The sequence below is a fragment of the Sphingomonas sp. CV7422 genome, from assembly GCF_027945725.1.
Classification (GTDB): domain Bacteria; phylum Pseudomonadota; class Alphaproteobacteria; order Sphingomonadales; family Sphingomonadaceae; genus Sphingomonas; species Sphingomonas kyungheensis.
This window is the reverse complement of record NZ_CP115902.1, coordinates 16512-43391: the sequence shown is the minus strand read 5'-3', so window position 1 is coordinate 43391 and position 26880 is coordinate 16512. Positions and strand designations below refer to the sequence as shown.

Genomic DNA, 26880 nt, shown 5'->3' with positions numbered 1-26880 from the left:
ACCGGGCGCGGCCATGTGCGTTGTCGACGGATGATCCGTTCCGCTGCCGCGCTGCTCGCCCTCCTTCTGACCGGCGTTGGCGCGCAAGGCGCCGCGCCACGGCCGGGCGGCGTCTACCCGCTCATCCCGGGCATCTACGTCTCGCACGGTTCGGGCTGCGCCGATCCCGCCAATGCGGTGATCCGCCAATATGACGGGCAAGGCCTCAGCGGCGCGCACAGCCGGGCGTGCGTCGCGCGCGTGCTTGCCCGCGCCGGGCGGCGCTATACCGTCCGCCAGTCGTGCATCGACGCCGGCGCCGGCCCCGCCCCGCGCGTCGCCGAGCGGCAGGTCGTGACGGTGCTCGACGCGCGCCGCTTCACGCTGGCGACGCGCGGGCCGGCGACGCTGTATCGCTATTGCCCGACCGCGCAGCTGCCGGCCGGGCTGCGCAGCGCGCTGCGCCGCCCGGCCTGACATCGCCGTTGCGTCAGCGGCAGACGCGGACGCGGCGGTGGTGACGGATCACGGTGCGGCAGCGGTCGTGCCGGACGAAGTGACGGCCGCTGTCGTGCCGGCCGTAATGCGGGCCGCGATGATCGCGCTCATAGCGGCCATGGTCGCGGTCGTGGCGCTGCGCATCGGCGGTGCCGGCAAGGCCGAGCGTCGCGGCGAACAGGCCGACGGCACCGAGGATGCGGGGAAGGATACGGGGGGTGGTCATGCCTGTCTCTCCGGACCCGTGACTGGGCCGATGCGGAGATTACGCAGGCGACATGACATCGTTCCTGACCAAATTGTCGCCATCTGTCGCAGGCGCGCGTTGACGGTGGGGCGACTGGCTTGGCCATGCGCCGCATGACCTGCGGCGATCCCCGGCCGCAGGCGCGCGCGTTCCGTCAGAGGTCCGGCGCTGCCCTCCCCCTTCGCGCCCGCCCGCGCGCGGGCGGGCGGTGGGCGAGGAAGACCGGCAGGCCGGCAAGGCCGAGCAGCCAGTGCAGTTGCGCGATCCCGGCGCGCCAGTCGTCGTCGGCGACGTAATAGAGCAGCCAGCCGCTGCCGGTCAGCACCAGCGTCACGCTGACCAAGAGCGCCCCCGACAGCCGCGCGCGCCGCATCCGCCAGCGCGGGCCGATGTGCACGCCCCACAGCAGCCCGAGCAGCGCCACCGCGGCATAGCCGCAGCCGCCGTGCAGGCGCAGCGCCCAGGGCTCGACCGGGCTCGGCACCGGGCCGTAATCGCCTAGCCGGACCAGCCAGTGATGCGCGACCAGCCAGCCCGCGCCGCTCGTCCAGAGCAGCGCCGCGACGAGGCACACCCATCGGCGTCGCGCCGGCGTCATCGCATCGCGCGCCGCGACCCGGCGTCGGGCGCGAGCGTCTGCCAGTCGTCACCGGCGCGGCTGCAATAAGCGACGGCGCGATGGCGGGCGAACAGCGGCAGCGCCGCGCCACCACGCTGACGAAGCCCGCCGGCGCCGCCGCGCCGCTGCGCCCGTTGCGATGCTGCGCGATGCCATGGTCGGCGCGGGCCGCGGCGACGTCGCTGCTCGCCAGCGCGCCGCGATCGAGCGCGACCACCGCCGCCGGTGCGGCATGGCCGGGCGCGAGCCGGATGCGATAGCCGCCGCCGAGCACCGCGAGGTCGCCGCCGGCATTGACGATCGCGCGGCGCACGCCCGCCGCGCGCAACGCCGCGCAGGCGCGGTCGACCGCATAGCCCTTGGCGATCCCCGACAGGTCGAGCCGCAGCCGCCGCGCGACGCGGACGCGGTGGCCGGCGAGCGCAAGGTCGCGCCAGCGCGCGCCGTCGCCGGGCAGCACCGGGTCGAACAGTCCGTCGCTCGCCGCGGCGAGGCGCAGCGCGGCGCGCAGACAGGCGGCGGTGGCGCGGTCGACCGTCACCGCCGCGCCGCCGCCGGCGCGGGCGATCGCGGCAAGGTCGCTGTCCGCCGCCTGCGCGCTTATCACCCGGTGGACATGCGCGATCGCCGCGAAACCGCGCGCGATCGCCGCCGCGGCATCGCCGCCGCCCTCGTCGATGCGGATCGACACCAACGTGCCGAGCAGCGGCCGGACGCGCTCGACCGGTGCCCCCTCAGCCGGCCCCCTCACCCGGCAAAGACGATGCCGTTGGTGGCGAGCAGCCGGCGCACCCCCTCGGTGACATGGCGCGCCGACAGCTTGCCGCCGGAGATGCCGTGGATGTCGCGGTCGAGCCGCAGCGGCGCGCCGTCGCGCTTGCCGGTGAATTGCCGCCGCCAGGCGGGATCGCGCACCTGCCCGCCGTAACTCTCGCGATAGTCGAGGATCTCGAGCCCGCGCACCGCGCCGCCCGCGTCGAGCGCGAGCGCCAGCGTGATCATCTCATGCTTGCCGAGCACCTGGTCGACGAACAATCGGCCGCCGTCGGGCGCGCGCCAGCTGTGCACCGTCTTCGACAGCACCGCGACGTCGCTGCGCCGGTGGATCGCGGCGATCTGCTCCGCCGTCAGCACGCGGTCGTCGGCGACCAGCGTGACGTGCGGGAACAGGATCGCCTGCGCCTCAGCGAGCGTCATCGTGGTACGCGCCCAGCCCGGCGCGGCGAGCGCGGCGGTCGCGGTGATCAGCGTCGCGCCGGCCCAGCGCCTGCGCCCGCCCATCACAGCGGAATGCCGAGCTTGAAGGTCAGCTCGTTGCGTTCGTGGCTGCGCAGGAACAGCCGGTTGCCGATGTCGTTGCCATCCTCGTCATGGCCGGGGTCGCCGGCGAACTGGCGGAGCAGGCCGAGCGTCGCCCACAGATGCTGGTCGGCATAATGGACCACCGGCCCCGCCCAATAGACCGAATGTTCGTGATGGGTGAAATTGCCGTATTCATTGTGGTTGCGGAACTCGCCGCCGAGGAAGACGCGCGGCGCGATGCGATAGGTGACGCCGAGCTCGTTGTTCCAGTCGAGCTCGCTGTTGGTGTCGGGCCGGCCGGCGAAGCGGATCGATTCCGCCTCGAGGACGAGATTGTAGGCAAGGATCAGCCGATCCTGCGAATTTCTCCTGCACGATCGCGCGGCCTTCGAGCAAGAAGGTGCCGGGCGCGTAGCGCAGCCCGTTGTGCAGGTCGTGAAAGGCATATTCGGGCTCGAGATCGAGCGCGAGGCCCCAGCCTTGGCGCGATTTGTACGGGCTCAAGGCGCGATAGACGAATTCGGTCGAGATGCTCTCCAGCGTGACGTAGTGGCGGGTGAAGCCGGTATCGGCCTGCTCGTCATCGTCGTCGCTGGTCCGCGTCGCATGCATGCGGTTGGTGTTGACGTAGAGCGCCGCCTGGAAATTGTCGGTGACGCCATATTCGAGCTCGGTGCGCAGGTCGGTGGCGTCGTAATGACCGAAGACGCGGCCGGCGCGCTCGCGCACCACCTGCTCGATTTCGACATGGTCGGAGGGGGTGAAGTCGGCGGTATAGACGCGCGAGAACATCCCCTCGCTCGCCCGCGCCGGGGCCGCCGCCAGCACGCCTGCGCAGACCAGAGCGATCGCGATCCCGTCGCGCCGCACACCGAAAGCCATGATACCCTCTTTCACGATAGTGATTATCATTAGCCTATAGACGCGGATCGCTGCGGGCGGTCGCCGGTCAGGGCGATTGTCGTCGGCGCGACAGGCGACGGTGCGTCGGATGGGGACGCTGTGCCGCTATAATGAGAGCGGACCGTGAACGGGGAGGCAGCGGTGGAACTGGGGGAGATCATCGAGCAGGCCGACGAATTCGTCGCCTTCCACGAGGAGCAGGGCGGCGAGCGGCTCGATTACACGCCGGCCAGCCTGGTCGCGCTCGACGCGATGCTGACCGCGCTGTTCGACCGCCGCGTCGATCCGGCGGATGCGGGCGATCTGGTGATCGGCGCGGCCGCCTATCTCGGCGAAGTGATCCGCCGCACGCTCGGCGGCAGCTGGCATGACGGCGACCCTGCCGCCGGACATGAGGTGATCAACCCGCGGCTACAGCTCGGCAGCATCTCACTCTGGCCGGTCGAGCGCGTCATGCGCTGCATTGCCGACGGGCCCGGAGAGTCGCTGACCGATTATTACGCGTCGCTCACCACCCTCGCCTGACCCGCACGCCGCGCGTGTGCGTCAGCGCGGCGGCAGGCGGACGAGCGCGCCGCTGCTGCCGTCGCGCAGCACCCAGAGCAGCCCGTCGGGCCCCTCCTCGACCTCGCGGATCCGCGCGCCGAGATCGAGGCGCGTGACCTTGCTGGCGCGCGTGCCGGTTGACGCGGGCCCGGACGATACCCTGCTGGACCAGCCCGGCGAGGAGGAAGTCGTCGGTCCAGCCGGTAAAGGCGGTGCCGCGATACTGGATCATCCCGCCCGGCGCGATCACCGGCGTCCAGCTCACCAGAGGCGGCGTATAGGCCGGATCGGTCGCGTGGCGCGGGATCGGCGTGCCGTCGTAATCGTCGGCCTCCGATACCCGCGGCCAGCCGTAATTTCTGCCTGGCTCGATCAGGTTGAACTCGTCGCCGCCCGCCGGCCCCATCTCGGATGCGAACAGCCGGCCGTCGCTGGCGAAGACCAGGCCGTAGGGGTTGCGATGGCCGAGCGACCAGATGTCGGCGCGTGCGCCGGCGGTCGTGGCGAAGGGATTGCCCGCCGCGGCACCGCCGTCGCGCGTGATCCGCACGATCTTGCCGAGCGTCCGCGACAAATCCCGCGCGGGCGTACCCTGCTGGCGCTCGCCGCTGGTGATGTAGAGCGTCTCGCCGTCGGGCGCGAAGGCGAGCCGCACACCCAATTGCCCGCCGGTGGTCGCCGGCGTCGCACGCCAGGTCACCGCCAGGTCGGTGAGCCGCGGCGTGGCGGCGAGGTCGAGCGTCGCACGGGCGACGGCGAGCTGCTGGCCGCCGCTGGCGGGCTCGGCGTAGCTCAGCCAGATCCGCGCGTTAGTCGCAAAACCGCGAGCGAGCACGACGTCCTGCAGACCGAGCTGGCTGGAATAGGTGACACGCGGCACGCCGGCGACCACCGTCTTGACGCCCGCCTGGGTGACGAGCTGCAACTGCCCCGGCTTCTCGGTGACGAGCAGCCGCCCGTCGGGCAGAAACACCATCGCCCAGGGATTGTCGAAGCTGGCGACGACGCGCTGATCGACCGCGGCCACCGCCGGGCCCGGGCTCGTTGTCGGCGTCGCCGTCGCCGTCGCGGCGGGGGTCGGCGTCGCACCCGCCATGCCGGCGGGGGCATCGCTGCCGTCACCGCCACAGGCGGCGAGCATCAGGATCAGGTACAGCGGCGCTGTGCGCATCGTCATCGTCCTGGCTGACGCCGGCGGACATCCGGGACCCCGATTAAACGCCTGCGAATGCGAAATTATACCATGCGCGCGCGGCACCGTGCGCAAGCTTTCAAATCACGTGCTGGCCCATATACGGCGCTACGCATTGCATCGCTGAAGATTTTGGAAATCGCTGACGCATTATATGCCGCCTTACCACCTCACCACTCCCGTCTTAGGCCAAACTCGCGGTAGGCAGTCTCAACTTCAGGCGGGTCGATAATATCTCTGCCTGTGGCGTGTTAATACGAGGCCTGTGGCATCAACCACCAATCGCCTCTGTGTATAAATCGAGTGTCAAATCTGACATGCGACGGACAGTCAGTTCATCAAGTGCTGTTCCGGCAGCCATTGCCATTTTCTCGCGCAGGATCGTGTCGGATAGAAGACGATCCAAGCCTTTGGCTAGTGCTTCGGCATCATTGGGAGGCACGAGAATTGCGTTGGATGGTTCGCCAACCGCTTCAGGAATGCCGTCGACATTCGTTGCAACAATAGCACATCCCATCTGACGCGCCTCAGCGACAACAAGGCCAAATGGCTCACTTAAAGACGCCAGAGCGAAGATGTCCGTAGATCCCAAGACTTCTCGAGGATCATCAAGATGTCCTAGAAAATGGATTGATGATCCGCTTCCAGAAGCAAGGGCCTGCTTCTCGTAGTCTCTTCGGCGAGGTCCATCCCCCACAATGTATAGATGTGCATTTGGATGAGTTCGATGCGCAACAGCAAAAGCCTCTATAAGCCGATTGATTCCTTTACGAGGATGAAGGCCGCCAACGGTAGTGATCGCCGGATGCTGCAAATCCATTAGCTGCTCTGGCATGGAGGGGCGCCGAGCACCCCCGATGGTACCATTGCGGATTGTACGAAGCTTTTCGGCCTTGATTCCTTTGCCTATCATCTCCGTACGAACTGCGTCACTAACTGCGATTACACGATCGCCGACCCGCATCATGGGCGATTGTCTGTCGAAAGAATTATGGACCGTGGTTATCAGTTTATAGCCTATCAGAGGCTGAATGACGCGCGCAGTGATTGCGGCTGCCACCATATGGGCGTTGACCACATCGGGCCGAATCCGGCGTATAACGGGGAGGAATGCGGCGGCCATGCGCAACAAGCGCAATGGCAAAGGTCCTTTAGAGTGTGGCACCGTTACCACCGTCACGCCATGACGGCGTAGTATCGCATCAAAATCGCCGGGCCCAGAAACCATGTAAACATCATGTCCCGCCTCGACCTGCGCGCAGGCGAGGTCAACCGACACCGCAACATGTCCATTCGCCTTCTCGGTATGATTGAGATAATGAACGATTTTCATGCAGACTCCGGGAACAGGCAAAAAGCCGCTTCTAACCTGTTTTTGGCAGGGCAAGGCGCCAATACGATAACGGCGCTACCAAATTACATCCAATTGTGTCAAAATATTATAAACGTCGCCATCGCAACGCAAAATGGCAAATAAGTTTGCACTATATTTAGAATTAGATAGTTTTTAAAGTAAAAATTATGCATTGTTAAATATAGACTAAATGATATTTAAGTAAAACACGCCACCACGCCACCACGCCACCACGCCACCACGCCACCACGCCACCACGCCACCACGCCACCACGCCACCACGCCACCACGCCACCACGCCACCACGCCACCACGCCACCACGCCACCACGCCACCACGCCACCACGCCACCACGCCACCACGCCACCACGCCACCACGCCACCACGCCACCACGCCACCACGCCACCACGCCACCACGCCACCACGCCACCACACCACCGCCTTCGCTTGAGTGCTAAAAGCGTTGATCGATGCACGGTTGGTGGCGGGTTTCCACGCTCGCACGTGCTACACCATGTAGGCGCGGTATTCGGTTTGAGCCGCCATGCTGCGATGGTTGCCGCCCCTCAGGGAAGGCGATAGATCAGTCAGATCGTCTGTCCTGGTGCGGCGACCCGGTCGAAAGCAGAGGCCCGATGGCAGCGTTTGAACTGGCCCGTGAGGCCCTGGCCTTTCTCGAACAGCATCGCCTTCCGCCCAGCGAGGTCTATCGCGATCTCGCCGCGCGCTATCTGGCGGCGCCGGGCTCGCCGCTTGCGCGCGAGATCGATGCAGCGACCGACGGCGGGCTGCGCCTCACCGCCGCCGATGCGACGCGGCTCGTCGACCTCTATTGCCGCGACCGGTCCGACGACATCCTGTGGCGCGAGCATCGCGTCGCACGCCAGGCGGATGCGCTCGGCTCGCTCGCCGCCGAGGCGCATGACGTCACCCGCGCGCTCGGCGCCGATCTCGGCGCGGCGCAGGCGACCCCCGCCGATACCGATGCAATCGTTGCGCGGCTGGTGCAGGCCGAGCGCGAGCTCGCCGACCTGCGCGCCGAGCTCGCGCTGCTGCGCGACACGCTCGCCAGCGGCGCGCCGCGGCGCGACAACGGCCGCGACGAGCTGACCGCGGCGCTCGACCAGGCGGGCGGCGAGCGGCTGTTGCAGGAAGTGGCGCTGTCGGGGCGCAGCTATGTGATGGTGCTGTTCGCGACCGACGCGCTGGTGGGGATCAACGCGCGCTACGGCCGTTCCGTCGGCAACAACGTGCTCAGCGCCTTCGCCGCGACGCTGCGCCAGAGCTTCCCCGACGAGGAGCTGATCCGGTGGAGCGGCAATGAATTCATCGTCGTGATGCGTGACGTCGCGCTGATCATGGCGCGCGCCCGCGCCGACGAGGCGCTGCGCGCCTTCCACGCGCGCCGGCTCAAGCTGCGCGGCAGCGGCGAGACGATCGACCCCGTCACCGCCTCGGTCGGCATCGTCGTCGGCCGCGGCGACGAGACCACCGCCTCGCTCGAACAGGCGCGGCTGCATCTTGCCGCGGCGCGCGACCGCGTCGCCGCCGATTCGGCTATAATGGACAGGTACAGTCGGGATGACGTCCATGAAGCCAGTCCGCATCGCATCGGTGATCCCGCCGACTGATCGGTCGGCCCGCGGTGACATCGCGCCACAGGCGGCGCAGGACGATCCGGCGTTCGGCACCCGGCAGGCACGCGCCGATGCGTGCACCGCGATCCGCACGCTCGCCGCGGTCGCCGCCGCGCAGCACGACCATCACGCCGAACAGGCGCAGGCCGCCGCCAAGATCGCCCAGCTCAAGGCGCGGCTCAATATGCTCAAGCTGCTCTACGCCAGCGATTCCGGCAAGCTCGCCGCCGCGGCGGTGCAGATCGCGCGCGAACTCGCCCGCGCGGTCGACGATTATGTCCGCGCCGGCGGCAGCGGCCTGTCGCTCGGCGGCTCGCTCGCCACCGATCCCGCCGCGCCGTTCGAGGCCGGACCCGCCGACACCGCCGCCGCCGCGCTGGCCCCCGCCACGGCCGCCGCTCCCGCTCCCGCCGCACAGGCCGCCGCCGGCCCTGCCGCCGCCGCGGCGCGGCACGACGCCACCGGCGACACTGGCAAGGGCGACACCGCCGCCGCGACCGGCACGGGCCAGACCCCGGCGCATGCCGCCCTGCCCGGTCTCGGCGGCCCCAACGATCCCGCAACGGTCGTCGCCGACGTCCATCAACTGGTCCGCATGCTGCGCGACATCCTGCGCGAGGTCGAACGCCGGCATCACGCGCCCGACCGCGAACAGGCGACCGGCGACCTCGATCAGGCCGATGCCGAGATCGCGCGCGTCCCCACCGGCTATGCCGCGACGCTCGCCCGCATCCCCGCCGCCACACCGACGGTCGTGATCGCGGGGTAAGCGGGCGGCAAGGCGGCACGCCTTACACCAAGCGTTGCAGGCACTTGACGTCAGCGACCCGCATGTCGGGGGCGGTGCAGGATTGTCTCGCCGTGACGGTCAAAGAGGCCACCGGATGAACAACCCCTCATCCCGCCGTCACCGAACCGTCTGACGGACCTGCTATGGCGGGTGACGCCGGGCCATCGCCCGGGTCCGACGAGGAAGACGACATGGCCGACGATCGCGAGGCGCTGCTGTTGCTCGAAGATGCGCTGCGCATCCTCGACCGGCTCGGGCTGGCGCTGCCCGCCGTCTATGTGAGCCAGTCGATCGCGACGCTGGAGGACAGCGTCAAGCGCGACGCGCACGCCAGTCTCCACTGACCGGAACGCCCGTCGCATCAAGGGGTTGATCCGGCCATATCCGGCGGGAGACCGAGCATGCCGACGATCGCCTGCGACGATGTCATCATCGATTATCACGACCAGGGCAGCCGCAGCGCCCCGGTGATCCTGTTGCTCCACGGCTGGCCCGACGATGCCTCGACCTGGGACCGGGTCGCGCCGGTGCTCGCCGATGCCGGCTTCCGCGTCATCGTGCCGACGCTGCGCGGCTTCGACGCGACGCGCTTCGTCGATGCCGCCGCGCCACGCACCGGCAACAGCGCGATCCTGGCGATGGACGCGATCGCGCTGCTCGATGCGCTCGGCATCCGCCGCGTCATGGTCGCCGGCCACGACTGGGGATCGAACATCGCCGAGGCGCTCGCGGTCGGCTGGCCGGAACGGGTGGTGCGGCTGGCGATGCTGTCGACGCCGCCGCGGCTCGGCGGCATGCCGACGCCGTCATTCGAACAGGCGCAGCGGCAATGGTATCACTGGTTCATGGCGACCGCGCGCGGCGCGCAGGCGGTGCGCGACGATCGCAAGGGCTTCGCGCATCGCCACTGGGTCAATTGGTCGCCGCCGGGCTGGTTCGACGAGGCGACCTTCCGCCGCGTCGCGCGCGCCTTCGACAATCCCGACTGGGTCGACGTCACGCTGCACAGCTATCGCGCGCGCTGGGGCGAGGCGCACCCCGATCCGCGCAGCCAGTGGCTCGAGGACAAGGTGCGCGCCACCGCGACGCTCGACCTGCCCGCGCTCTACATCCAGGGCGACGCCGACGGGGTCAATCCGCCCGAGGCGTCGCACGATGTTGCCGCCAAATTCGCCGGGCCGTTCGCGCGCATCCGCCTCGCCGGGGTTGGCCATTTCCCGCAGCGCGAGGCGCCCGCGGCGGTCGCGCGCCACCTGCTCGCGCTGTTCGCGGGCGATCCTGCCCGCCTCGCCGATACGCCGGAGCGCGCGTCCGGTGCCCGGCTCCCGGTGGCGATCGGCCTCGCCGCGCTGGCGCTCGCCGCCCTCGGCTTCGCCCGGGTGCGCCGCGGGGCTGCCTCGCCCGCCGGCGGGTAAGATTCACGCGAAGCCGCATAGCCGCGAAGACAGGAAGTTCGCGCGGAGGCGCGGAGAGGTTGCGAGGTAGGAGACGTCCTGTCCGCCACCGCTGGAGGGATGAGAGCGGTGCGCTGGCGCGCAGCATCTTCGCGTCTTCGCGTGAACCCCCGCCGGACGCACGCCTCTGCGTCCGCCACGGCTCTGTACGGCCGCTCCGCTAAGAATCCGGCTGCCGCCGATGGGGCGGCAGCCGTAGGAGTCCATCTAAGGATCGCCAGGCACAGGGTACTGAAGCACTGGCGAACGACGCCATAGCATCCTGAATCAACGTGTGTCAGCCATATAATACACTAAGACGGTCAATGCGGCGAAAAGGTCGCCGACAGGCCGTGGTAGAGCTTCTCGCGGCAGACCGCCTGACTCGCCCAGTCGGCGATGAACGCCGCGGCGAACATCGGCAGCATCAGCCCGCGGCTCGCCGTCGTCTCCGACAGGATGATCACCGCGGTGAGCGGCGCGCGCACCACGCCGGTGAAATAGGCGACCATGCCGAGGATCACCACCGCGCCGGTCGGATCGTCGGGGAAGACCGCACGCAGCAGGTTGCCGACGCCGGCGCCGACCGCGAGGCTGGGGGCGAAGATGCCGCCGGGCAGCCCCGCCACCGCGGTGGCGATCGTCGCGGCAAACTTGGCGGGACCGAACCACAAGGGTGCGTCGACCCCGCCGATCATGCCGCGCGCCGCGCTGTAGCCGGTGCCCCAGGTCAGGCCTGTGGCGACGCCGAGCGCGGCGACGACCAGTCCGCAGGCGCCGGCGAACAGCACCGGGCGCGCCTTGCTCCACCGCGTCAGCCGGTGCCGGCCGCTGGCGAGCGCCAGCATTGCCCGCGCGAAGGCGCCGCCCGCGAGGCCGCCGGCGAGCCCCGCCACCGGCACCACCACCAGCGCTGCGCCGAGCGACATATGCGCGCCGATCACGCCGAAATAGACGTAATTGCCGGTCAGGCTCTGCGCGACCATGCCGGCGATGACGATCGAGGAGAGCACCATCAGCGTCATTCGCTGCTCATAGGCGGCGGCCAGTTCCTCGATCGCGAACAGCACGCCGGCGAGCGGAGTGTTGAACGCCGCGGCGACGCCGGCCGCGCCGCCGGCGATCACCACCGTGCTCTTGAGCGTCACCCGCATCAGCCGGTGGCTGACCCCCATCACCGCCGCGGCGAGCTGCACCGTCGGCCCCTCGCGCCCGACGCTGCCGCCGCACAGGATCGCGCCCATCGTCAGCAGCACCTTGCCCGCCACCGTCTTGACCGCGATCAGATTGCCGGTCGCCGCGGCGGGATCGTCGCGCGCCGCCATCACCTGCGGAATGCCCGATCCGCGCGCCAGCGGCACGTAGCGGCGGGTCAGCCAGACCAGCGCCATGAAGCCGAGCGGCGTCGACAGCAGCGGCAGCCACGGCTGGCGCCGGACGAAGCCGTCGAACAGCGCCGAGGTCGTATCGGCCAGCTCGGCGAACAGCACCGCGACGACGCCGATCGCCACCGCGCCGGTGATCACCGCGATCCGCTGGCGGAAGCGCACCGAGGTCGGCCCGCGCGCCCGCAGCAGCGCGCGGAAGCGCGCGGGGGTCCAGCGACGGCCGCGGCGGGGGGAATGAGCCATGATCCGTCTTAGGCACAGCCGCCGCCGGGCGTCACCCCGTGGCAGTTGCCATTATCAATTTCTCGATCCCGATACCTCTTCCTAGCAAGATCTCTTGCACAATAAAATGACGACGGCAGCGCCTCAACTTTCGCCAAAAAGAGAATGGCCGCACAGGGTAGCAGCCCCGTGCGGCCATCGCCGTGACCATCGGTGTCAAACCGGCTCAGGCTGTCGCCGTGAGCCGCTTCTCCACCTCGTCGACGCCCAGCGTCTTCACCGCCTTCATCAGCCCCTCAAGTCGATCGAGCGGAAGCTTCAGCAGCCCTGCCCTCTCGACCGTTCCGACAGCCGCCTCGCGGAGCCTCGCCGCATGCGCCTGACGGCGCTCGGCGATCTTCCGCTCGTCGGCTTCGATCGCGGCCATTTCAGCGTCCAGTGACTTCGCCATAGTGTTGCCTTTCGGTCAGGCTCATCGGCTTCTGAACGACACCGTTATACCGGCCACGCTCGAGATCTGGAAGCCACCTCGCAGCACCTGCGAGCAACCCCGGAGAACGACCTATGAAACAGCCTAGGCATCACCTCACCGCCCCGGCGCGAAGCGCCCCGCAGAACCTGCTATTCCGCCTTCCGGCGGAGTTGATCCCGGCGGATGACCGGGACACAGACCGGACCTCGATGAAGGTGCAAGAAGATCAAGGCAGTACAGAGGAATCGGGACTTCAGTAGAGCACACCGAACGCAAGCTTCGCTTGCCTTTTTCCCAGGTTTTCTGCGCCTTTAGCCGCATGGAGCGTGCGTGTACGAGCGAACCCGTTTGTGAACCCGTCCGCACCCGTTTGAAAATTGGCAGAGAACCGCCACTTTGGCAGGTGCGCTCGGGTGCGCTTTCTTGGTCCGATTGCCACCCGAGCATTGCGTGTGCCTCGATGATCGGCTAAATAAAACTCGCGCAGTGCCCACCATCCTCCCTGCTAGGAGGTTGGATTGCGGCAATCAAAATATGCTCGGACCGTCCGGTTTGACCCGGAGAGTCTGGCTCGGCTTGAGAGGGTCGCTGTCGAGCAAGAACGCTCGGTAGCCGATCTCATTCGCCTCGCGATCGATCGCTTTCTGGCCGGAGAAACGAGGCTCTCGGCGAGCGAACTGCGCCACCTCCGCGTCGCCGAATATACCCAGGTCGCGCTCGACGCGATCATCCGGGAAGAACACCCAGAGCTGCGCGATACACTGGTGCTCGAGACGGACCGCCGCATGGAGCGATACCATGGCGCGCGATGATCCCAAGAGCGTGCGGCGCGACATCCGCAACAACCGCCTGGCGATCCCACAGGAGCACCATTCCTCGCGTGGCGACACCCCCCGCAACTCGGGCAATTTTACCCGCGGTTCGCAGCTCCTGAACACCCAGGTGCTGATGTGGCTGCAGGGGGCCAAACTGCCCGTCCTGATGTGGCTCGGCGTGTTCGGCCTCGCCTACGTCATCATCCTCTCCATCACCCTCGACGAGAATAATGTGCAGCTCATCTGCATGCGGATCCTCTCGAGCCTGTGGAACTGGGTCGCACTCGACAACCTGAAGCAGGTCGACTTGCGCATGCCGGACAACAGCCTGCACCGCACGATCATGGGCTACGTGCCCTACGTTCCGGAGGTCGCGCGGGCTTGGGACAAGGCGGTCCGCGGGGTGCTCGGATCGATGATGATCGCCACCTGCGTGACGGTGCCGCTGGCGATCTGGTTCGTCGATTTCTCGAAGCGTCGCGGCAAGGCGATGATCCAGGAACGCCACGAGCGCGGCGCCATGCTGGTCGAGCGCAATCTGCTCTACGCCGAGATCGTCCAGCATAATGATGACGTACACATCAGGGACGTGATCGCCAATTTCTTTTGCTAAGCTACTTAGCGTACTAACCGTCCACAAACCGGCGTGTTGCCGCGAATCTGAGGAGCCGGGATGCCGGTTGCGCATTGCGTCTCGACCACCACCGGTATCATCCTTGGCGCCGACAGCGGCTTCTGCCGGTTGCTGCAACGCCCGCATGCCGATCTGATTGGCGCCTCCTACCGCTCGATCACCGTCGCCGACGATCTCGCTAAGAGCGCGGCGATGCTCGCCACCTTGGTCGACAAGGCGGCGCCGACGCAGCTGCGCAAACATTATTGGCGGCCCGACGGCGGGATCGTCGCGGTTGACCTGCTCGTCTCGCGCTTCGACGCGGCGGGGCTGCTCGTCTCGACGCTGTCGTGGGTCGAGGAGGCGAGCGCGACGCCGCAGCGGCTGTGGCAGGCGGCGCTGCGCTTGCGCCATCTCTATGCGCTGCGGATGGAGGCCTGGGGTCGCGACCTCTTCGGCGATTATCCCGGGCTGATCCTGCTCGCGCTCTATCTCGCCGAGGCGGAGGGCCGGCCGGCGACGCTCGCCGACGTCGCCGCGGCGACGACGCTGAGCCCCGGCTCGGTCGAGCGCTGGCTGCGCGTCCTCGTCCAGCACGGCTTCGTCGCGCCGCGCGACGGATCGGGGCTGATCCAGCTCGGCCACGCCGGCCTCGCCACGATCGAACGCCTGCTGACCGCCGCCCTCGCCCCGCTTTCCTAGCGCCGCCGATGGTTCGCGCAGAGGCTTGGCGCGACGGCGTGGCATGTCGGGGGCGTGGAAGCGGCTGACGCCGCACAAGATTCACGCGACGCCGCGAAGACGCGAAGCCGCTCGCGCGCCAGCGCACCTCCCGCCATCATTGCCGGGCGGAACACTTCCTCCCGCACAGCGCCTCCGCGCCTCCGCGTGAACCCTCTTCTCTTCGTGTCTTCGCGCCTTCGCGTGGCTCATCGACGTCCTGCGACAGTCACCCGGGCCGTGGTTCACGCGGAGGCGCGGAGGGGGTTGTGTACGAGGAAGCGGAGTGGCTTCGTCGGGAGCGGGTCAGCGGCTGACGCCGCACGGGCCATGCCCCTGCGCCCTCTGCGCCTCTGTCTCGCGATGGTACAGAGATGACGCGCTTGTCATCGACCCTGTCAGAGACGTGTAACAGGAACAGCTTAGGGGCCGCCGTCGCGTCCCGATCGGCTGGTGACGACACGATCCCAATCGTGGCGTAAGCGCTCTGATCTCCGGCGCTATCGCACGGGGGAGAGACCGGCCGATCACGCGCGCCGGCGAAGGGGGCTAGAAATGTCGACAGCGCGCAACCGGCTTGCCGGCGTCGGCACTCGATTGCGCCGCTGGTCGATGCGCCTCGCCGGCGCGCGCGAGGGCATTCCGCCCCGGCCATCCGCCCTGCCCCCCGCGCCACCTGAGCCCTGGGACCGAGCCCGCGACCGCGCCGAGAAAGCCGACCGCATCCGCCGCAACGGCTGCCCCTGATGGATCACCCACCCTTTCGCCGGTTGATCAAGGTGTATTTACTTTAGTTTGAAATTGGTATTATTCAGGTCTGGTAAGGGCCTGATTTGGTTCCCGATTTGACGGGCGCCGGCAGGGACAGCCGGCGCGTGACGCCGGGTCAGAGGGAGAGGCGTCTTGGTTCAGTCGGTTTCGCGTATCGCATTGCTCGCCGCGATGGGGGTGTGGGCGCTGCCCGCCGCCGCCCAGCAGACGCCGCCGCTCGACACGCCCGCCCCCAATGCGAACGTCGCCGCCGCGGCGCAGACCGATCCCACGCCCGCCGCCGATGCCGCGGTCGCCTCCGACACGCGCGCCGCGGCGATCGCCGGCCAGACCGGCGACGCGCCCGCCTCGGGCGAGATCGTCGTCACCGGCACGCGCATCAACCGCCCCAACGTCACCTCGGCCGCGCCGATCACCTCGGTCACCGCGCAGGACATCCGCGCCCAGGCGCCGGTCAACGTCGAGGACGTGCTCAACCGCCTGCCGCAGGTCGCGCCCGACAGCCAGCAGACCTATAACGATTCGGACGGCCGCCAGCGCATCAAGCTGCGCAGCCTCGGCTTCGAGCGGACGCTGGTGCTGATCGACGGCAAGCGGCTCGGCACGCAGAACGGCCAGGACGTCGGCATCATCCCGCCCTCGCTGCTCGAGCGCGTCGACGTGCTGACCGGCGGTGCCTCGTCGGTCTATGGCTCGGACGCGGTCGCCGGCGTCGTCAACTTCGTCCTCAAGAAGGATTTCGAGGGCGTCCAGCTCGACGCCAATTACAATTTCTACAATCATAACAACAAGGACACGATCGTCTCGCCGCTGGCGCGCGCCGCCGGCTTCACCAGCCGGCGCGGCCTGACCAACGACGGCGGCCGTGCCGACCTGACGCTGACCGCGGGCACCAAGCTGTTCGACGACAAGCTGCACCTCAGCGGCTTCGTCAACTATCGCAAGACCGACGAAGTGGCGCTGACCTCGCGCTCCAACGCGGGCTGCTACATCACCCAGCTGCAGCTCAACGGCCCGCTGTCGTGCGGCCTCACCCCGAGCAGCTCGACAAGCGGCCTGATCACGCCGCAGTCGGGCGCCAATCAGGGCGCGCAGTTCGTCAACAATCCGAATGGCACGCGCAATTTCGTGCCGTTCGCGGCCGGTGCCGGCAACGCCTCCAACTATTTCAGCGGCTATGCCTATCAGCGGCCGTCCGAGCGGGTGAATGCCGGCGGTTTCGCCAGCCTCGACATCGCGCCCGAGGCCGAGCTCTATGCCTCGGGTATCTGGTTCCGCGACAAGTCGTACACCAACTATCCGACGATCGCCTCCGGCACGGTCAACGTCAGCTGCGCCAATCCCTATCTGTCGGGGACGCAGGCGACCGCGATCGGCTGCGGCGCCGGCACGACCAGCGTGCCCGTCACGCTCGCCTATCGCCTCGGCGAGATGAACGACCGGCCCGACACCTATGTCAACACCGGCGTCCGCCTGACCGGCGGTGTCCGCGGCAAGGTCGGCGATGCTTGGACCTATGACGTGGGCGGCGTCTATGCGCGCAACCATCAGGATTATATCCCGAGCTTCGCCATCCCCGGCCGCCTGCAGAATGCCGTCAACGTCACCGGCACCGCCGCCTCGCCGAGCTGCGCGAGCGGCGCGGCGGGCTGCGTGCCGTTCGACATCTTCAGCGCCGGCAACACCGATCCCGCACTGATCAACTATCTGTTCGGCACCGGCACCTCGGTGACCACCGGCACGCTGTACGACGTGCAGGCGAACATGACCGGCGACCTCGGCAAATACGGCATCACCTCGCCGTTCGCCGAACAGGGCGTCGCGATCGCGCTCGGCACCGAATATCGCAAGGACACCCTGTCGTCGCGCGCCGACAGCGCCTATCGCAGCGCGCTCGGCGGCACCGACACCTACCTCAGCCAGGACGTCTGGGAAGCCAATATCGAGGTGCAGGCGCCGCTGATCGAGCACAAGCCGTTCGCCGAGCTGGTCCAGCTCAACGGCGGCTATCGCGTGTCGAAGTACAGCAGCAATCCGAGCACCTTCAACACCTGGAAGATCGAGGGCGTCTATGCGCCGGTGCGCGACCTGACCTTCCGCGCCTCGTTCAACAAGGCGCAGCGCGCGCCGACGGTGGTCGAGATCCGCCAGGCGAGCAACATCGAGTTCGCCGCGGGCGGTTCGGGCACGTTCAACGATTTCTGCGCGCCGACCGTCACCACCACCGCGACCGGCGTGAGCTATGGCGCGCCGATCGCCTCGCGCGAGGTGTGCCGCGCCACCGGCCTGTCCGACGCGCTCTACGGCAGCACGACCCTGCTGTGCAGCAACGGCACCTCGCCCAACGGCACCGCCGCCTGTTCGGTCCGCTCGGGCGGCTTCACCGCCGATCCCGAGACCGCCTACACCCAGACCTACGGGCTGGTGGTCAAGCCGCGCTTCGTCAAGGGCCTCGTCTTCTCGGTCGACCGCTACCGGATCAAGATCGACAATTCGCTCGGCTATAACGACTATAGCTATTACACCGACGGCTGCCTGCGTTCGGGCGGCGACCAGTTCTTCTGCCAGGGCATCGTCCGCAACGCCAACGGCACGCTGTTCACCACCGACAGCAACGCGACCAGCGGCTATATCCGCCAGGGCACGACCAACTATTACACGTCGATCGCGCGCGGTTACGACTTCCAGGCGCAATATGCGCTCGATCTCGATGCGATCGGCCGGCTCGACTTCGGCTTCAACGGCTCGCTGACCACCTTCGCCGGCGGGCAGGATTCGCCGCTGCAGCCGCAGCGCAACTGCGCGGGCTATTACGGCAACGGCTGCGGTCAGCTGATCCCCAAGTGGAGCCACGGCCTGCGCACCACCTACACCACCGCCAACAAGGGCTTCAGCGCCTCGTTCAACTGGCGCTATGTCGGCTCGCTGACCAACGCCAACAATTCGGGCGATGCGGCGATCGGCGGCACCGCGGAGCGCGCGCTGACCAATTACTATCGCGTCGCACCGCAGAGCTATTTCGACCTGGCGCTCAATTTCGCCATCGCGAAGCAGTTCTCGCTGCGCCTGATCGCCAACAACCTGCTCGACAAGAGCGCGCCGATCGTGCCGGATTCGTACAATATCTCGCTGGCACGCAGCAACACCATCCCGCAGCGCTACGATTCGCTCGGCCGCAACATCGCGATCGGGACGACGATCAACTTCTGATGATATCCGTCCCCCCGGTCATGGCCGGGGGGCATCTTTCAGATGTCCCCGGCCGCGATCAACCGGGCGAGCAGCGCATCGAGGCGGAGTTGCCAGCCGGGTCCGGCGCGGCGCAGATGATCGACCGTCCGCATGTCGAGGCGCAGCCGCACCTCGACCGTCGGCGCATGCGGCAGGCCGCGCCGGTGCGACGGCGCCATCGCGATCATGAAGGCGAGGTCCATCGGCGGATTGTCGTCGTGGATCGCCGGGTCAAATCTGGCCAAGATAGAATCTCGCTTCATGCGGTTCCGCCCGCCGCAGGCTGATCACCCGCACCGCGCCGTCGTGCGAGCCAGGGGTGAACACCAGCACATGCACGCGCTCGGCGATCAGGCCGAGCGCGACGAAGCGGCGGTGACCATAATCATAGCGGTCGTCTTCGCGTTCGAGCGCGCTGCTCCAGTCGAACTGGGCGGCACTGTGCCAGGATACGCCGTGACGGGCGATGTTGCGGACGTCTTTCGCCGGATCGAACTCAACCTGCATCGACTGTACGTAGACAGAAAAGCTATCCGCCCCACGCGATGCGACAATGACGCGAGGGGATGCGAGGTCGCCCCCCCCCCCCCCCCCCCGCCGTCCCCGGGAAGACGATGGTTCACGCGGAGGCGCGGAGGCGCGGAGAAAGTGCGTGAGGCTGGCGGCGCCCGGTCATCTGCAAGAGGGAAGCAGAGCCGGGGCGGATACGTATCCCCTCCGCCCCTCCGCGCCTCCGCGTGAACCCGTCCGCCCGCGCGCTCAGCTGATTGCGAGGCCGCGGAAGCGTTCGTCGAGATGGGGGGCGATGTGCAGCGCCGCGGCGATATCGGCGTCGGCCGCGGCGGTCTGGCCGAGGTGGCGTTCGGCGAGGCCGCGGCCGTAGAGCGACCAGGCGTCGCGCGGGCTGAGCGCGATGCTGGCGGTATAATCGGCCACCGCCTTGTCATAGTCGCCCATCCGCAGCCGGATCAGCCCGCGCGTGTCGAGGAAGCGGGCATTGTCGCGACGCTGGTGGATCGCGCTGTCGGCGTCGGACAAAGCGGCGGGCAGGTCGCGCCCGGCGAGCGCGCGCACCCAGGCGCGGTCGTTCTGCGCGACCGGCTTGCGGCTGTCGTCGGGATGGATGCGGATCCAGCCGTCGAACTGCGCGATCGCGCGGTCGAACTGGTCGATGTCGCCATAGAGCGCGCCGAGCGTCAGCCGCAGGTCGGACGCCGCCGGCGCGGCGCGATCCGCCGCCGCGATATCGTCGCTCGCGGCGGGGAGGTCGTGCGCCGCCAGCCGCATCCGCGCGCGCAGCACATGCGCCTCGGCATCGTCGGGGGCGAGCGCCAGCGCGCGGTCGAGATCGTCATGCGCCGCGCCGGTCTGATGCTCCATCAGCCGCACCGTCGCGCGCTGGTAATAATAATGGCCCTGCTGCGGTGCGAGCTGGATCGCCGCGCTGAGATCGGCGTCGGCCTGCGCATATTGATGGCGCGCGGCGAACACCATCGCGCGCTGCGCCAGCCCGGCATCGTCCTTGGCATCGGCCGTCGCCACCGGCACCGCCAGCGCCGCGCCGCTGGCATCGACCGCATGCGCCGGATTGACGTTGAACACCGGCCCGCCGTCATAGGTGAAGAACAGGCGATGCTCGCCATTGGCGACGTAGACGCGGTGCGACAGGAAAAAATCGGCGCCGATCAGCATGTCGACGTCGTCCATGCCGAGATCGCCGATGCGCAGCTTGCTGTGGTTGATCTGTTCGCCGCCGATCGCGAAGGCATCGAACGGCGCCAGCCAGGTCTTGACGATATGGCGGCCGATGCCGCGGCTGTAGCCGGCGGGGATGACGCCGGGGCTGTCCGGCGTCACGCCGGCGCGCGCCGCCGCGGCCAGCGACAGCATGGTGGTGCTCGCGCCGGTGTCGAACATCGCGCGGATCTTGGCGCCGTTGAGCAGCACGGTGGCGATGGTGTGCGGCTGGTGCGCGTCGCGCGGCAGGATGGTCAGGATCGACACCGGCCGCCCCGCCGCCCAATAGGCGAAATCCTCGTGCGCGCAGCCCTTGGGGTGGAGCAGCCGGATCGCGCCATGCGCCAGGTCATATTCGACATCGCCGAGGCCGAGCACGTTCTGGCCGAGCAGCCCCGCCCCCGGCCCGACCTCGCTGCCGCCGACGATGAACGGCACGTCGTGCAGCGGAATGCCGGCGAGCGTCAGCGTCCTGACCCGTGCGAGATCGGCCTGCGTGCTGCCGCCGATGCCGCGGACCACGAATTGCGGCGGCAGCATCGACAAGGGCAGCGCCAGTTGCCTGGCATAGCCAGGCGAGATGCTGCTGAAGAAGGCGCCGCTGTCGGCGACGAAGCGCACCGGCTGGCCGTTGACGGTCGCGTCGACCATCGGTTTCTCGCCGACCATCGCCACCTTGAGCTCGGCGAATTGCGCCACCTCGCATTTCGCCCAGGCGGTGCCCGGCGCGGCGAGCGCGAACAGCGCGGCGACGACACGGGCGAGCGACGGGGGCCGGACGGACATGCGGGTCTCCTTCCCCGCCGGGCGCGGGGGCGGACGAAGGATGCTGTCGCTGCGGGCGTTAACGCAAATGACAAAGGCGTCAGGGATCCGGCCGGAGTGGGCGGATAAGCGCGGCCACCCATGCTCCCGCTTTCAAAGACTCCTGCGACACCACGCCAGTGCTCCTGCGCACGCAGGAGCCCAGGGTCGTAAAGAGTGTCAGTCGTTGCTCTGCTTGACCTTGGGTTCCTGCTTGCGCAGGAACACGGTGACATCGCGCATCGACACCGACGTCCACGGCGGTCCCGCCTTCACGCGGGACTACCGCCCCTCAGCCGAACGCCTTGCTCACCCCGACGAAGAACCCCCGCCGCGGGCCGTATTGCGGCGCGCCGACGCCGACGCCGCCGCCGTCGCGGATCTCGTATTTATGGTCGGCGACGTTGATCACGTCGAAGCGCACGTCGACGTCGGGCGCGGCGAAATGGTGGCTCGCGGTGAGATTGACCTGCGCATAGGGCGACAGTTTCGCGCCATTGGGCACCGCGCCGTCGGTGCGCAGCCCAGAGCCGTAGAGCAGGCTGCCGCCGATCTTGCTCCCCGCCAGCGCGCCCGTGCGCAGCGCATAGGACAGGCCGCCCGAGCCGGTGTAGCTCTGGTCGTGGTCGAGATAGATGTAATGACCGGCGATATAGGCGAGATCGTCGGCCGAGAAGCTGAACTGGCTCGAGACGATGTCGCGTCCCTTGGCCTTGGCCGCGGCGAAATTGGCGTAGAGGCTCCAGGGGCCGCGCGCGTAACTGGCGTTCGCCTCGATCCCGCCGATCCGCCCCTGCGCATAGTTGAACGGCGTCAGGATGATCGGCGCGCCGAACTGGCCCTCGTCGATCAGGTTCTTGGAGATGCGATAATAAGCGTCGATGCCCCAGGTGAGATGCGCGTCCGCCCTGATCTGGAAGCCGGCGTCGAAATAATGCTGGCGCTCGGCGAACGGCGTCGTGTCGGTGGTGACCTCGGGATAGGCGCTGGTGCCGGCGAGCGCGGCGACGCTGGTCACCGCGACATTCTCGAACGGGGGCGGCACGAAATAGCGCGCATAGCCGATATGGCCGGTGAAGCGGCTGTCGGGTTGCCACACCAGATTGGCGCGTGGGGAAAGCTGCTGCTCGGTGCGATAGCCGGCGTAATGATCGTAGCGCGCGCCGTAATTGAGCGTCAGCGTCGGCGCGAGCTTCCATTCGTCCTGCAGATAGAGGCTGAGCGTCACCGCGGTCTTGGCGGCGCGATCGGCGAGGACGATCGGCTCGCCCGCCTGCGCGCCGCTGTCGTCGACCGGGAAGACGCTGGTCTGCGTCGCGCTGGTGCTGCGGTCGCGGCTGACCAGCAGGCCGCCGCGCAGCGTATGCGCGCTGCCGAGATGATAGACCGCGTCGCCCTGCGCGCCGATCGTGAAATCCTGCTTGAGCGCCGCCTGCGCCTGGCCGTTGAACAGCAATTCGCCGAGCAGGTCGGGCCGGTAGCGCAGCGACGAATAGCGCGCGAACACCGACGCCTGGATGGTCAGCGGCTCGGCATCGTGGAGCAGGCTGAGCTGGCCGAAGCCGGTGCGTTCGAGCTGGCGCTCGTTCAGCGCCTCGCTCGGATAGGCGGTGCGCCCGCCGACCGACCAGCTGCCGTCGGGCTGCGCGCCGACCGGATCGGGGATCTGGAACCATTGGTTCGAATAACCGCCGACGAACGAGACGCGGTTGTTGTCGTTCAGGATGTGATCGACATAGGCGAAGCCCTGATATTGGTCGGTGTCGTCGTGCACCGGGTTCGAGCGCCCGTCGACGCTCTCGATGCCGAGCGCGTCATGGCGATAGTCGCCCGAGACGAAGTAATTGGTCCGCCCGGTCGAGCCGCCATAGGTGAAGCTCGGCTCGATCGTGTCGTGGCTGCCGCCGTAGAGCGAGACGGTGCCGCCGTTGTGGAACAGCCCGCTCTTGGTGGTGATGTCGATGATCCCGGCGCTGCGCAGGCCATATTGCGCGGGCAGCGCACCGGTGAGCAATTCGAGCCGGTCGACGAGCCGCGGCGACAGCGTCTGGCCGAACACCGCCAGCCCTTCGGGCAGGACGGTGCCGTTGATGCGATATTGCAGGCCGTTGTGATCGTCGCGGACGTGGAACTGGCCGAAGCCGTCCTGCACCACGCCGGGCAGCTGGAGCAGCACCTGGTTGAACTGCTGGTTCTCGCCGCCGGGCAGCGCCTGGATCGTCGCGCTGGTCATCTCGTAACTGGTCGCGCCGAGGCTCGGCTGGATATGCGCGCGCGCCGCGTCGAGCCGCTGGCCGGTGACGACGATGTCCTTCGCCGGGGCGGGATCGGCCGGTGCCGGCGCGGTGGCGGGATCCGCGCTAGTCTGGGCCGGTGCGCCGGTCGCGGCCCCGGTCTGGGCATGGGCGACGGCGGGGAGCAGCAGCGGCAACATCGTCACGATCAGCGGGCGCATCGAAACCTCATGATATAAAGTTACCTCTCCCGCCCGCGGCCCTGCACCCCGCGCCGGCCGCGGGCAAGCCGAACCAACCAGCATGACGGATTATTCATCGGAATGTTAGGCGAATGCACCGGTCGCACCGCGCCACATCGCGCAGTTGAACGCGCGCTGAACTTGTCGCAGACTGGCGGGATGAGTCGATGGGCCTCGGCCTCTCAGACATCGACTATACAGCCTTGGCGCCCGTCCCGGCCCGCCGCCGGGACGGGCTTTTTCTCGACCTTCGTTTGGGGTTCGCGCAGAGGCGCGGAGGGCGCAGCGAGGATATGGCTCCCGGGGCGGCGGCTGGCGTCGCATGACGGTCACGCGAAGCCGCGAAAAGGGCGCGCGTCAGCGCAGGGCTCTGCTCCCTCCAGCCGTTGCAGGGCGGCACGTCCCTCCTGCGCGCACCCCTCCGCGCCTCCGCGCCTCCGCGTGAACCCCTTTTCGTCGCGTCTTCGTGTCGTCGCGTGAACCCTCTCCTCCCGACGATCAGCGGCGGCCGGATTTTGGTCACGCGGAGGCGCGGAGGCGCGGAGGCGTTGCATGTGGGGCAATGGCGTGGCTTCCCCCGGAAGGAGACAGCGGCTGGCGCCGGATGCGGTCACGCAAGCCGCGACCCCACGCCCCGCTCTGCGACCTGCGCGCCTCTGCGCGCACCGATCGTCTCTGCGTGAGCCGCCCGGCGCGTGTCAGAATTTCGAGATCAGCGTCACCCCCGCGATCATCAGCACCGCGCCGGCGAAGCGCATCGGGTTCATCGCATGCTGTTCCATGCGCAGCAGCCCGAAATGGTCGATCGCTAGGCTGGCGAGGATGTTGGCGGTGATCGTCACGCCGTTGACCGGGCCGGCGCCGAGCGTCTGGATGAAGGTGAAGCCGGCGAACACCGCGACCGCGCCGACGATGCCGCCGAGCGGCGCCCACCAGGGCATCGCCGCGAAATCGCCGACCGTCGGCAGCGGCTTGGGCATGCAGACGAACAGCGCCGCGGTGACGAACAGCACCAGCAGGAACGACAGCGAGGTCGCCAGCCACGGATTGTGCAGCGACTTGTTGAGCTCGCCGCCCATCGCCGCGCCGGCCGCCTGCAACATGCCGGCGACGAAGATGAAGGGAAATGCCCAGGCTGCATTCATCGCATCATGTCCATCGGTTGCGGCGCAGGTCCGCGCTCGCCCACCAACCCCAGGCCGATCGCAAATGTTGCACCCGCCCGATAAAATAATCGGCGGTAATAGGACACGATCGCTGTAGTATCAGCGTGCGATCCGGCCCGACAACGACACTATAGCGTACCTATTTACGCGTCCTGCGGGTCTTGGTCCGCGGCGGTGTCTTGACCGGACAGGGGAAGGCCTCGCGCAGGCCGGCGCGGATCACGAAGGACGGGGCGGCATCGCTGTCGTCATGCTTGCGCAGATATTTGCGCGCCGCGGCGAGTACCGCGATGTTCGACGCGCGCTCCGGCGACGGGCAGATCTGCCGCGCCACCGACAAAGTGTCGAACACGCCGAGGATATAGCCGGTGCAGAAGCTCGCGGTCGGGTCCTTGTCCTTGCCCTGGCATTGCGCGGCGAGCTGGCCGGTGGTCAGCGCGCTCACCACCACCGGGCGGTCCGCCGCAGCGAGCAGCGCGAGCGTCAGCAGCAGCAGCATCGCATCCTCCTCATGCCGGCGCGCCGAGATAGGGCAGCAGCCGCAGCCGCGGGAAGACGGTATCGAGCGGCAGCGTGTCGGGCAGGATGTAGACGATGCCGCCCTTGCCGGTGAAGCGCGGCCGCAGCGTCTTGGTATAGAAGGACGTGCCGACGTTGATGCAGCCGAAGCTGATGCGATTGTCGTCCGGGGTCGGCGACAGCAGCCGCGCGACGCGATGTTCGCTCTTGTGGGTGGTGATCACCGCATGCAGCGCGACCGAATTGGCATAATCGACCCACAGCACGCGCTGGTTGCCGAAGGCGCGGCCGAATTTGGCGACGAACCGTCCCGCCGGGGTGGTGCGCTCGGCGGGGCCGATCTCCTCGAGCCGCTTGGCGCCGACGCCGGGCGAGGATTCATCGCCGACGCCGATGCCGAGCAGCACCGGCGTCGCGCCGCGCGGCGTGCCATCGGCGTCGAACAGGAACAGCGCCGCCTGCTGTTTGTCGATCACCGCATAGGGCAGGCCGACATTGTCCTGCGCCGCGGCGATCCAGGCGATCACCTGTGCCGCCGCGGGTGACGGCACCGGGACGAAGGCCGGCGTCGCCGCGGTCTGCGGCTTGGCCTTGGACTTCGCCTTGACCTTGGCCTTGGCCGCTACCCTGGCGCCGGCCTTGACCGCGCGCGCCTGGGCGGCCGGCGCGGCCTCGACCGGGGCGACGAGCGCGAGGATCGCGGCGAGCGCCGGCCAGCGCCAGTCGCCGCGTGGGGGCGCCGCCCGCCGCATCCGCAAGCGATCAGCCGCGCGGACGACGCGCGCGCTGCTGCGCCTGCTGCTGCACCTGCTGGTCGAGCCCGTCGACGCGACCGTTGAGCTGGTCGATGCGCTGGCCGTTCTGCTGCGCCTGACCCGCGGCAGCCTGTGCCTGGGCGAGCGCCTGGCCCGACGTGCCCTCGACGGTGCGAAGGCGGCCGTCCATGCCATCGATGCGCGTGTTGACGGTGGCGATCTGTTCGCGGACGAACCCCTTGGTCGCGCAGCCGCCGAGCGTGCCCGCTCCGGCGAGGATCAGGACGACCGCAGACGATTTGGCGATATTCAGACGCATAAGTTACCCTCCGATAAGGAAGCGGCAGACAGCGCAGCGTTAACGACGCTGACAATCGATATCCGGCGAAGCGTGCCAAGTCTGCGGCGGGCATGCCGCGGATTTGCGCGCTGTCGCAACGGTATAACGAGGCGACCCGCGGATCGTTGCATGTCCGAACCGATGGCCCGTCGCGGGGGATGAGGGCGCGCGCAGAGGCACGGAGGACGCGGAGCCGGGGGAATGCGCCCGCGTGCCTGCCATTCGGCCTCACACGACCCTGCGGCAGCCGCCTTGCACGATACGCCGGAAAGCCACGCCGCTCCCCAAACACGGTCTCCGCGCCTCCGCGCCTCCGCGTGAGCCAATCTCCGGCTGCTCCGATCAGGGGG

At 68.3% G+C, this 26880-nt stretch carries 28 protein-coding genes and 2 pseudogenes; 10 read left to right on the top strand and 20 right to left on the bottom strand.

The annotated features are described in order from the left end of the window. Positions 1-30 precede the first annotated feature (30 nt). Positions 31-456: a hypothetical protein gene (locus tag PBN85_RS18625; protein WP_271301126.1), complete on the top strand. Its 426-nt coding sequence runs from the start codon at positions 31-33 to the stop codon at positions 454-456. Positions 457-469: 13 nt separating this feature from the next. Here PBN85_RS18625 and PBN85_RS18620 read toward each other — a convergent pair whose 3' ends face one another. Both PBN85_RS18620 and PBN85_RS18615 read right to left on the bottom strand, forming a co-directional pair. Then, positions 470-703: a hypothetical protein gene (locus tag PBN85_RS18620; RefSeq protein ID WP_271301125.1), complete on the bottom strand. Its 234-nt coding sequence runs from the start codon at positions 701-703 to the stop codon at positions 470-472. 175 nt (positions 704-878) lie between these two features. After that, positions 879-1322 (bottom strand): hypothetical protein, encoded by a 444-nt coding sequence (locus PBN85_RS18615; RefSeq protein WP_271301124.1) that lies wholly within the window; start codon positions 1320-1322, stop codon positions 879-881. Positions 1323-1402: 80 nt separating this feature from the next. Here PBN85_RS18615 and PBN85_RS18610 point away from each other — a divergent pair, with 80 nt between their 5' ends. Further along, positions 1403-1603, top strand: a complete 201-nt coding sequence (locus tag PBN85_RS18610; protein ID WP_271301123.1) for a hypothetical protein — start codon at positions 1403-1405, stop codon at positions 1601-1603. Here the strand turns inward: PBN85_RS18610 and PBN85_RS19035 are convergent. From PBN85_RS19035 to PBN85_RS18595, 4 genes and pseudogenes are all read right to left on the bottom strand, one after another. Then, positions 1582-2034: pseudogene (locus tag PBN85_RS19035) on the bottom strand (FAD:protein FMN transferase); the annotation flags it as partial. The gene PBN85_RS18610 and the pseudogene PBN85_RS19035 sit on opposite strands and share 22 nt — an antisense overlap. Before the next feature lie 56 nt (positions 2035-2090). Beyond that, on the bottom strand, positions 2091-2624 hold the full coding sequence (locus PBN85_RS18605) for an FMN-binding protein (protein ID WP_271301122.1): 534 nt from the start codon (positions 2622-2624) through the stop codon (positions 2091-2093). After that, a complete protein-coding gene (locus PBN85_RS18985; protein ID WP_333781848.1) occupies positions 2624-2884 on the bottom strand; it encodes a DUF6662 family protein in 261 nt (86 codons plus the stop codon). The genes PBN85_RS18605 and PBN85_RS18985 overlap by 1 nt, the downstream gene beginning before the upstream one ends. Then, positions 2838-3515, bottom strand: coding sequence for a hypothetical protein (locus PBN85_RS18595; protein WP_271301120.1), 678 nt, complete (start codon positions 3513-3515; stop codon positions 2838-2840). The genes PBN85_RS18985 and PBN85_RS18595 overlap by 47 nt, the downstream gene beginning before the upstream one ends. A gap of 156 nt (positions 3516-3671) precedes the next feature. Here PBN85_RS18595 and PBN85_RS18590 point away from each other — a divergent pair, with 156 nt between their 5' ends. Further along, positions 3672-4073 carry a hypothetical protein gene (locus PBN85_RS18590; protein WP_271301119.1) on the top strand — a complete coding sequence of 134 codons (402 nt, stop codon included), beginning with the start codon at positions 3672-3674 and terminating at the stop codon, positions 4071-4073. A 21-nt stretch (positions 4074-4094) separates the two neighbouring features. On the opposite strand, the pseudogene PBN85_RS18585 reads toward PBN85_RS18590, so the two are convergent. The 3 genes and pseudogenes from PBN85_RS18585 to PBN85_RS18575 form a co-directional block, all read right to left on the bottom strand. Continuing rightward, positions 4095-5190 (bottom strand): annotated as a pseudogene (locus tag PBN85_RS18585) (PQQ-dependent sugar dehydrogenase). A 367-nt stretch (positions 5191-5557) separates the two neighbouring features. After that, positions 5558-6619: a glycosyltransferase family 4 protein gene (locus PBN85_RS18580; RefSeq protein WP_271301118.1), complete on the bottom strand. Its 1062-nt coding sequence runs from the start codon at positions 6617-6619 to the stop codon at positions 5558-5560. A 196-nt stretch (positions 6620-6815) separates the two neighbouring features. Next, positions 6816-7145: a hypothetical protein gene (locus tag PBN85_RS18575; protein ID WP_271301117.1), complete on the bottom strand. Its 330-nt coding sequence runs from the start codon at positions 7143-7145 to the stop codon at positions 6816-6818. Positions 7146-7276: 131 nt separating this feature from the next. On the opposite strand from PBN85_RS18575, the gene PBN85_RS18570 reads away from it, so the two are divergent. The 4 genes from PBN85_RS18570 (at position 7277) to PBN85_RS18555 (ending at position 10483) form a co-directional block, all read left to right on the top strand. After that, positions 7277-8272, top strand: a complete 996-nt coding sequence (locus PBN85_RS18570) for a GGDEF domain-containing protein (RefSeq protein ID WP_271301116.1) — start codon at positions 7277-7279, stop codon at positions 8270-8272. Continuing rightward, entirely contained in the window at positions 8232-9047 is an 816-nt protein-coding gene (locus tag PBN85_RS18565; protein WP_271301115.1) for a hypothetical protein, read from the top strand. The genes PBN85_RS18570 and PBN85_RS18565 overlap by 41 nt, the downstream gene beginning before the upstream one ends. Before the next feature lie 212 nt (positions 9048-9259). Next, on the top strand, positions 9260-9412 hold the full coding sequence (locus PBN85_RS18560) for a hypothetical protein (protein WP_153810796.1): 153 nt from the start codon (positions 9260-9262) through the stop codon (positions 9410-9412). Between the two features lie 57 nt (positions 9413-9469). Then, a complete protein-coding gene (locus PBN85_RS18555) occupies positions 9470-10483 on the top strand; it encodes an alpha/beta fold hydrolase (protein WP_271301114.1) in 1014 nt (337 codons plus the stop codon). A gap of 341 nt (positions 10484-10824) precedes the next feature. Here PBN85_RS18555 and PBN85_RS18550 read toward each other — a convergent pair whose 3' ends face one another. From PBN85_RS18550 to PBN85_RS18540, 3 genes are all read right to left on the bottom strand, one after another. After that, on the bottom strand, positions 10825-12132 hold the full coding sequence (locus PBN85_RS18550; RefSeq protein WP_271301113.1) for a chloride channel protein: 1308 nt from the start codon (positions 12130-12132) through the stop codon (positions 10825-10827). A gap of 205 nt (positions 12133-12337) precedes the next feature. Further along, positions 12338-12562, bottom strand: coding sequence for a hypothetical protein (locus PBN85_RS18545; protein ID WP_132910655.1), 225 nt, complete (start codon positions 12560-12562; stop codon positions 12338-12340). Positions 12563-13110: 548 nt separating this feature from the next. Beyond that, positions 13111-13383: a hypothetical protein gene (locus PBN85_RS18540; RefSeq protein WP_271301112.1), complete on the bottom strand. Its 273-nt coding sequence runs from the start codon at positions 13381-13383 to the stop codon at positions 13111-13113. Here PBN85_RS18540 and PBN85_RS18535 point away from each other — a divergent pair. From PBN85_RS18535 to PBN85_RS18525, 3 genes are all read left to right on the top strand, one after another. Continuing rightward, positions 13382-14011, top strand: coding sequence for a hypothetical protein (locus PBN85_RS18535; protein ID WP_271301111.1), 630 nt, complete (start codon positions 13382-13384; stop codon positions 14009-14011). The two genes, PBN85_RS18540 and PBN85_RS18535, sit on opposite strands and share 2 nt — an antisense overlap. Before the next feature lie 60 nt (positions 14012-14071). Then, on the top strand, positions 14072-14713 hold the full coding sequence (locus tag PBN85_RS18530; protein WP_271301110.1) for a helix-turn-helix domain-containing protein: 642 nt from the start codon (positions 14072-14074) through the stop codon (positions 14711-14713). 921 nt (positions 14714-15634) lie between these two features. Continuing rightward, complete coding sequence (locus tag PBN85_RS18525; RefSeq protein WP_271301109.1) at positions 15635-18712, top strand: TonB-dependent receptor domain-containing protein; 3078 nt, start codon at positions 15635-15637, stop codon at positions 18710-18712. A gap of 38 nt (positions 18713-18750) precedes the next feature. Here the strand turns inward: PBN85_RS18525 and PBN85_RS18520 are convergent, their stop codons facing one another. The 8 genes from PBN85_RS18520 to PBN85_RS18485 all read right to left on the bottom strand — a co-directional run bounded on the left by PBN85_RS18520 (position 18751) and on the right by PBN85_RS18485 (position 26509). After that, a complete protein-coding gene (locus tag PBN85_RS18520) occupies positions 18751-18978 on the bottom strand; it encodes a BrnA antitoxin family protein (protein ID WP_271301108.1) in 228 nt (75 codons plus the stop codon). Then, positions 18965-19240 carry a BrnT family toxin gene (locus PBN85_RS18515; RefSeq protein ID WP_037533963.1) on the bottom strand — a complete coding sequence of 92 codons (276 nt, stop codon included), beginning with the start codon at positions 19238-19240 and terminating at the stop codon, positions 18965-18967. The genes PBN85_RS18520 and PBN85_RS18515 overlap by 14 nt, the downstream gene beginning before the upstream one ends. Positions 19241-19492: 252 nt before the next feature. Further along, positions 19493-21256 carry an aspartyl protease family protein gene (locus PBN85_RS18510; protein ID WP_271301107.1) on the bottom strand — a complete coding sequence of 588 codons (1764 nt, stop codon included), beginning with the start codon at positions 21254-21256 and terminating at the stop codon, positions 19493-19495. 310 nt (positions 21257-21566) lie between these two features. Beyond that, positions 21567-23729 carry a TonB-dependent receptor gene (locus PBN85_RS18505; protein ID WP_443026794.1) on the bottom strand — a complete coding sequence of 721 codons (2163 nt, stop codon included), beginning with the start codon at positions 23727-23729 and terminating at the stop codon, positions 21567-21569. Between the two features lie 719 nt (positions 23730-24448). Next, positions 24449-24895 (bottom strand): DMT family transporter, encoded by a 447-nt coding sequence (locus PBN85_RS18500; RefSeq protein WP_271301106.1) that lies wholly within the window; start codon positions 24893-24895, stop codon positions 24449-24451. A 160-nt stretch (positions 24896-25055) separates the two neighbouring features. Beyond that, positions 25056-25415, bottom strand: a complete 360-nt coding sequence (locus PBN85_RS18495; protein WP_271301105.1) for a Rap1a/Tai family immunity protein — start codon at positions 25413-25415, stop codon at positions 25056-25058. Between the two features lie 10 nt (positions 25416-25425). Next, entirely contained in the window at positions 25426-26187 is a 762-nt protein-coding gene (locus tag PBN85_RS18490; RefSeq protein WP_271301104.1) for a hypothetical protein, read from the bottom strand. A gap of 10 nt (positions 26188-26197) precedes the next feature. Then, a complete protein-coding gene (locus PBN85_RS18485) occupies positions 26198-26509 on the bottom strand; it encodes a hypothetical protein (RefSeq protein ID WP_051583402.1) in 312 nt (103 codons plus the stop codon). Between the last annotated feature and the right edge of the window lie 371 nt (positions 26510-26880).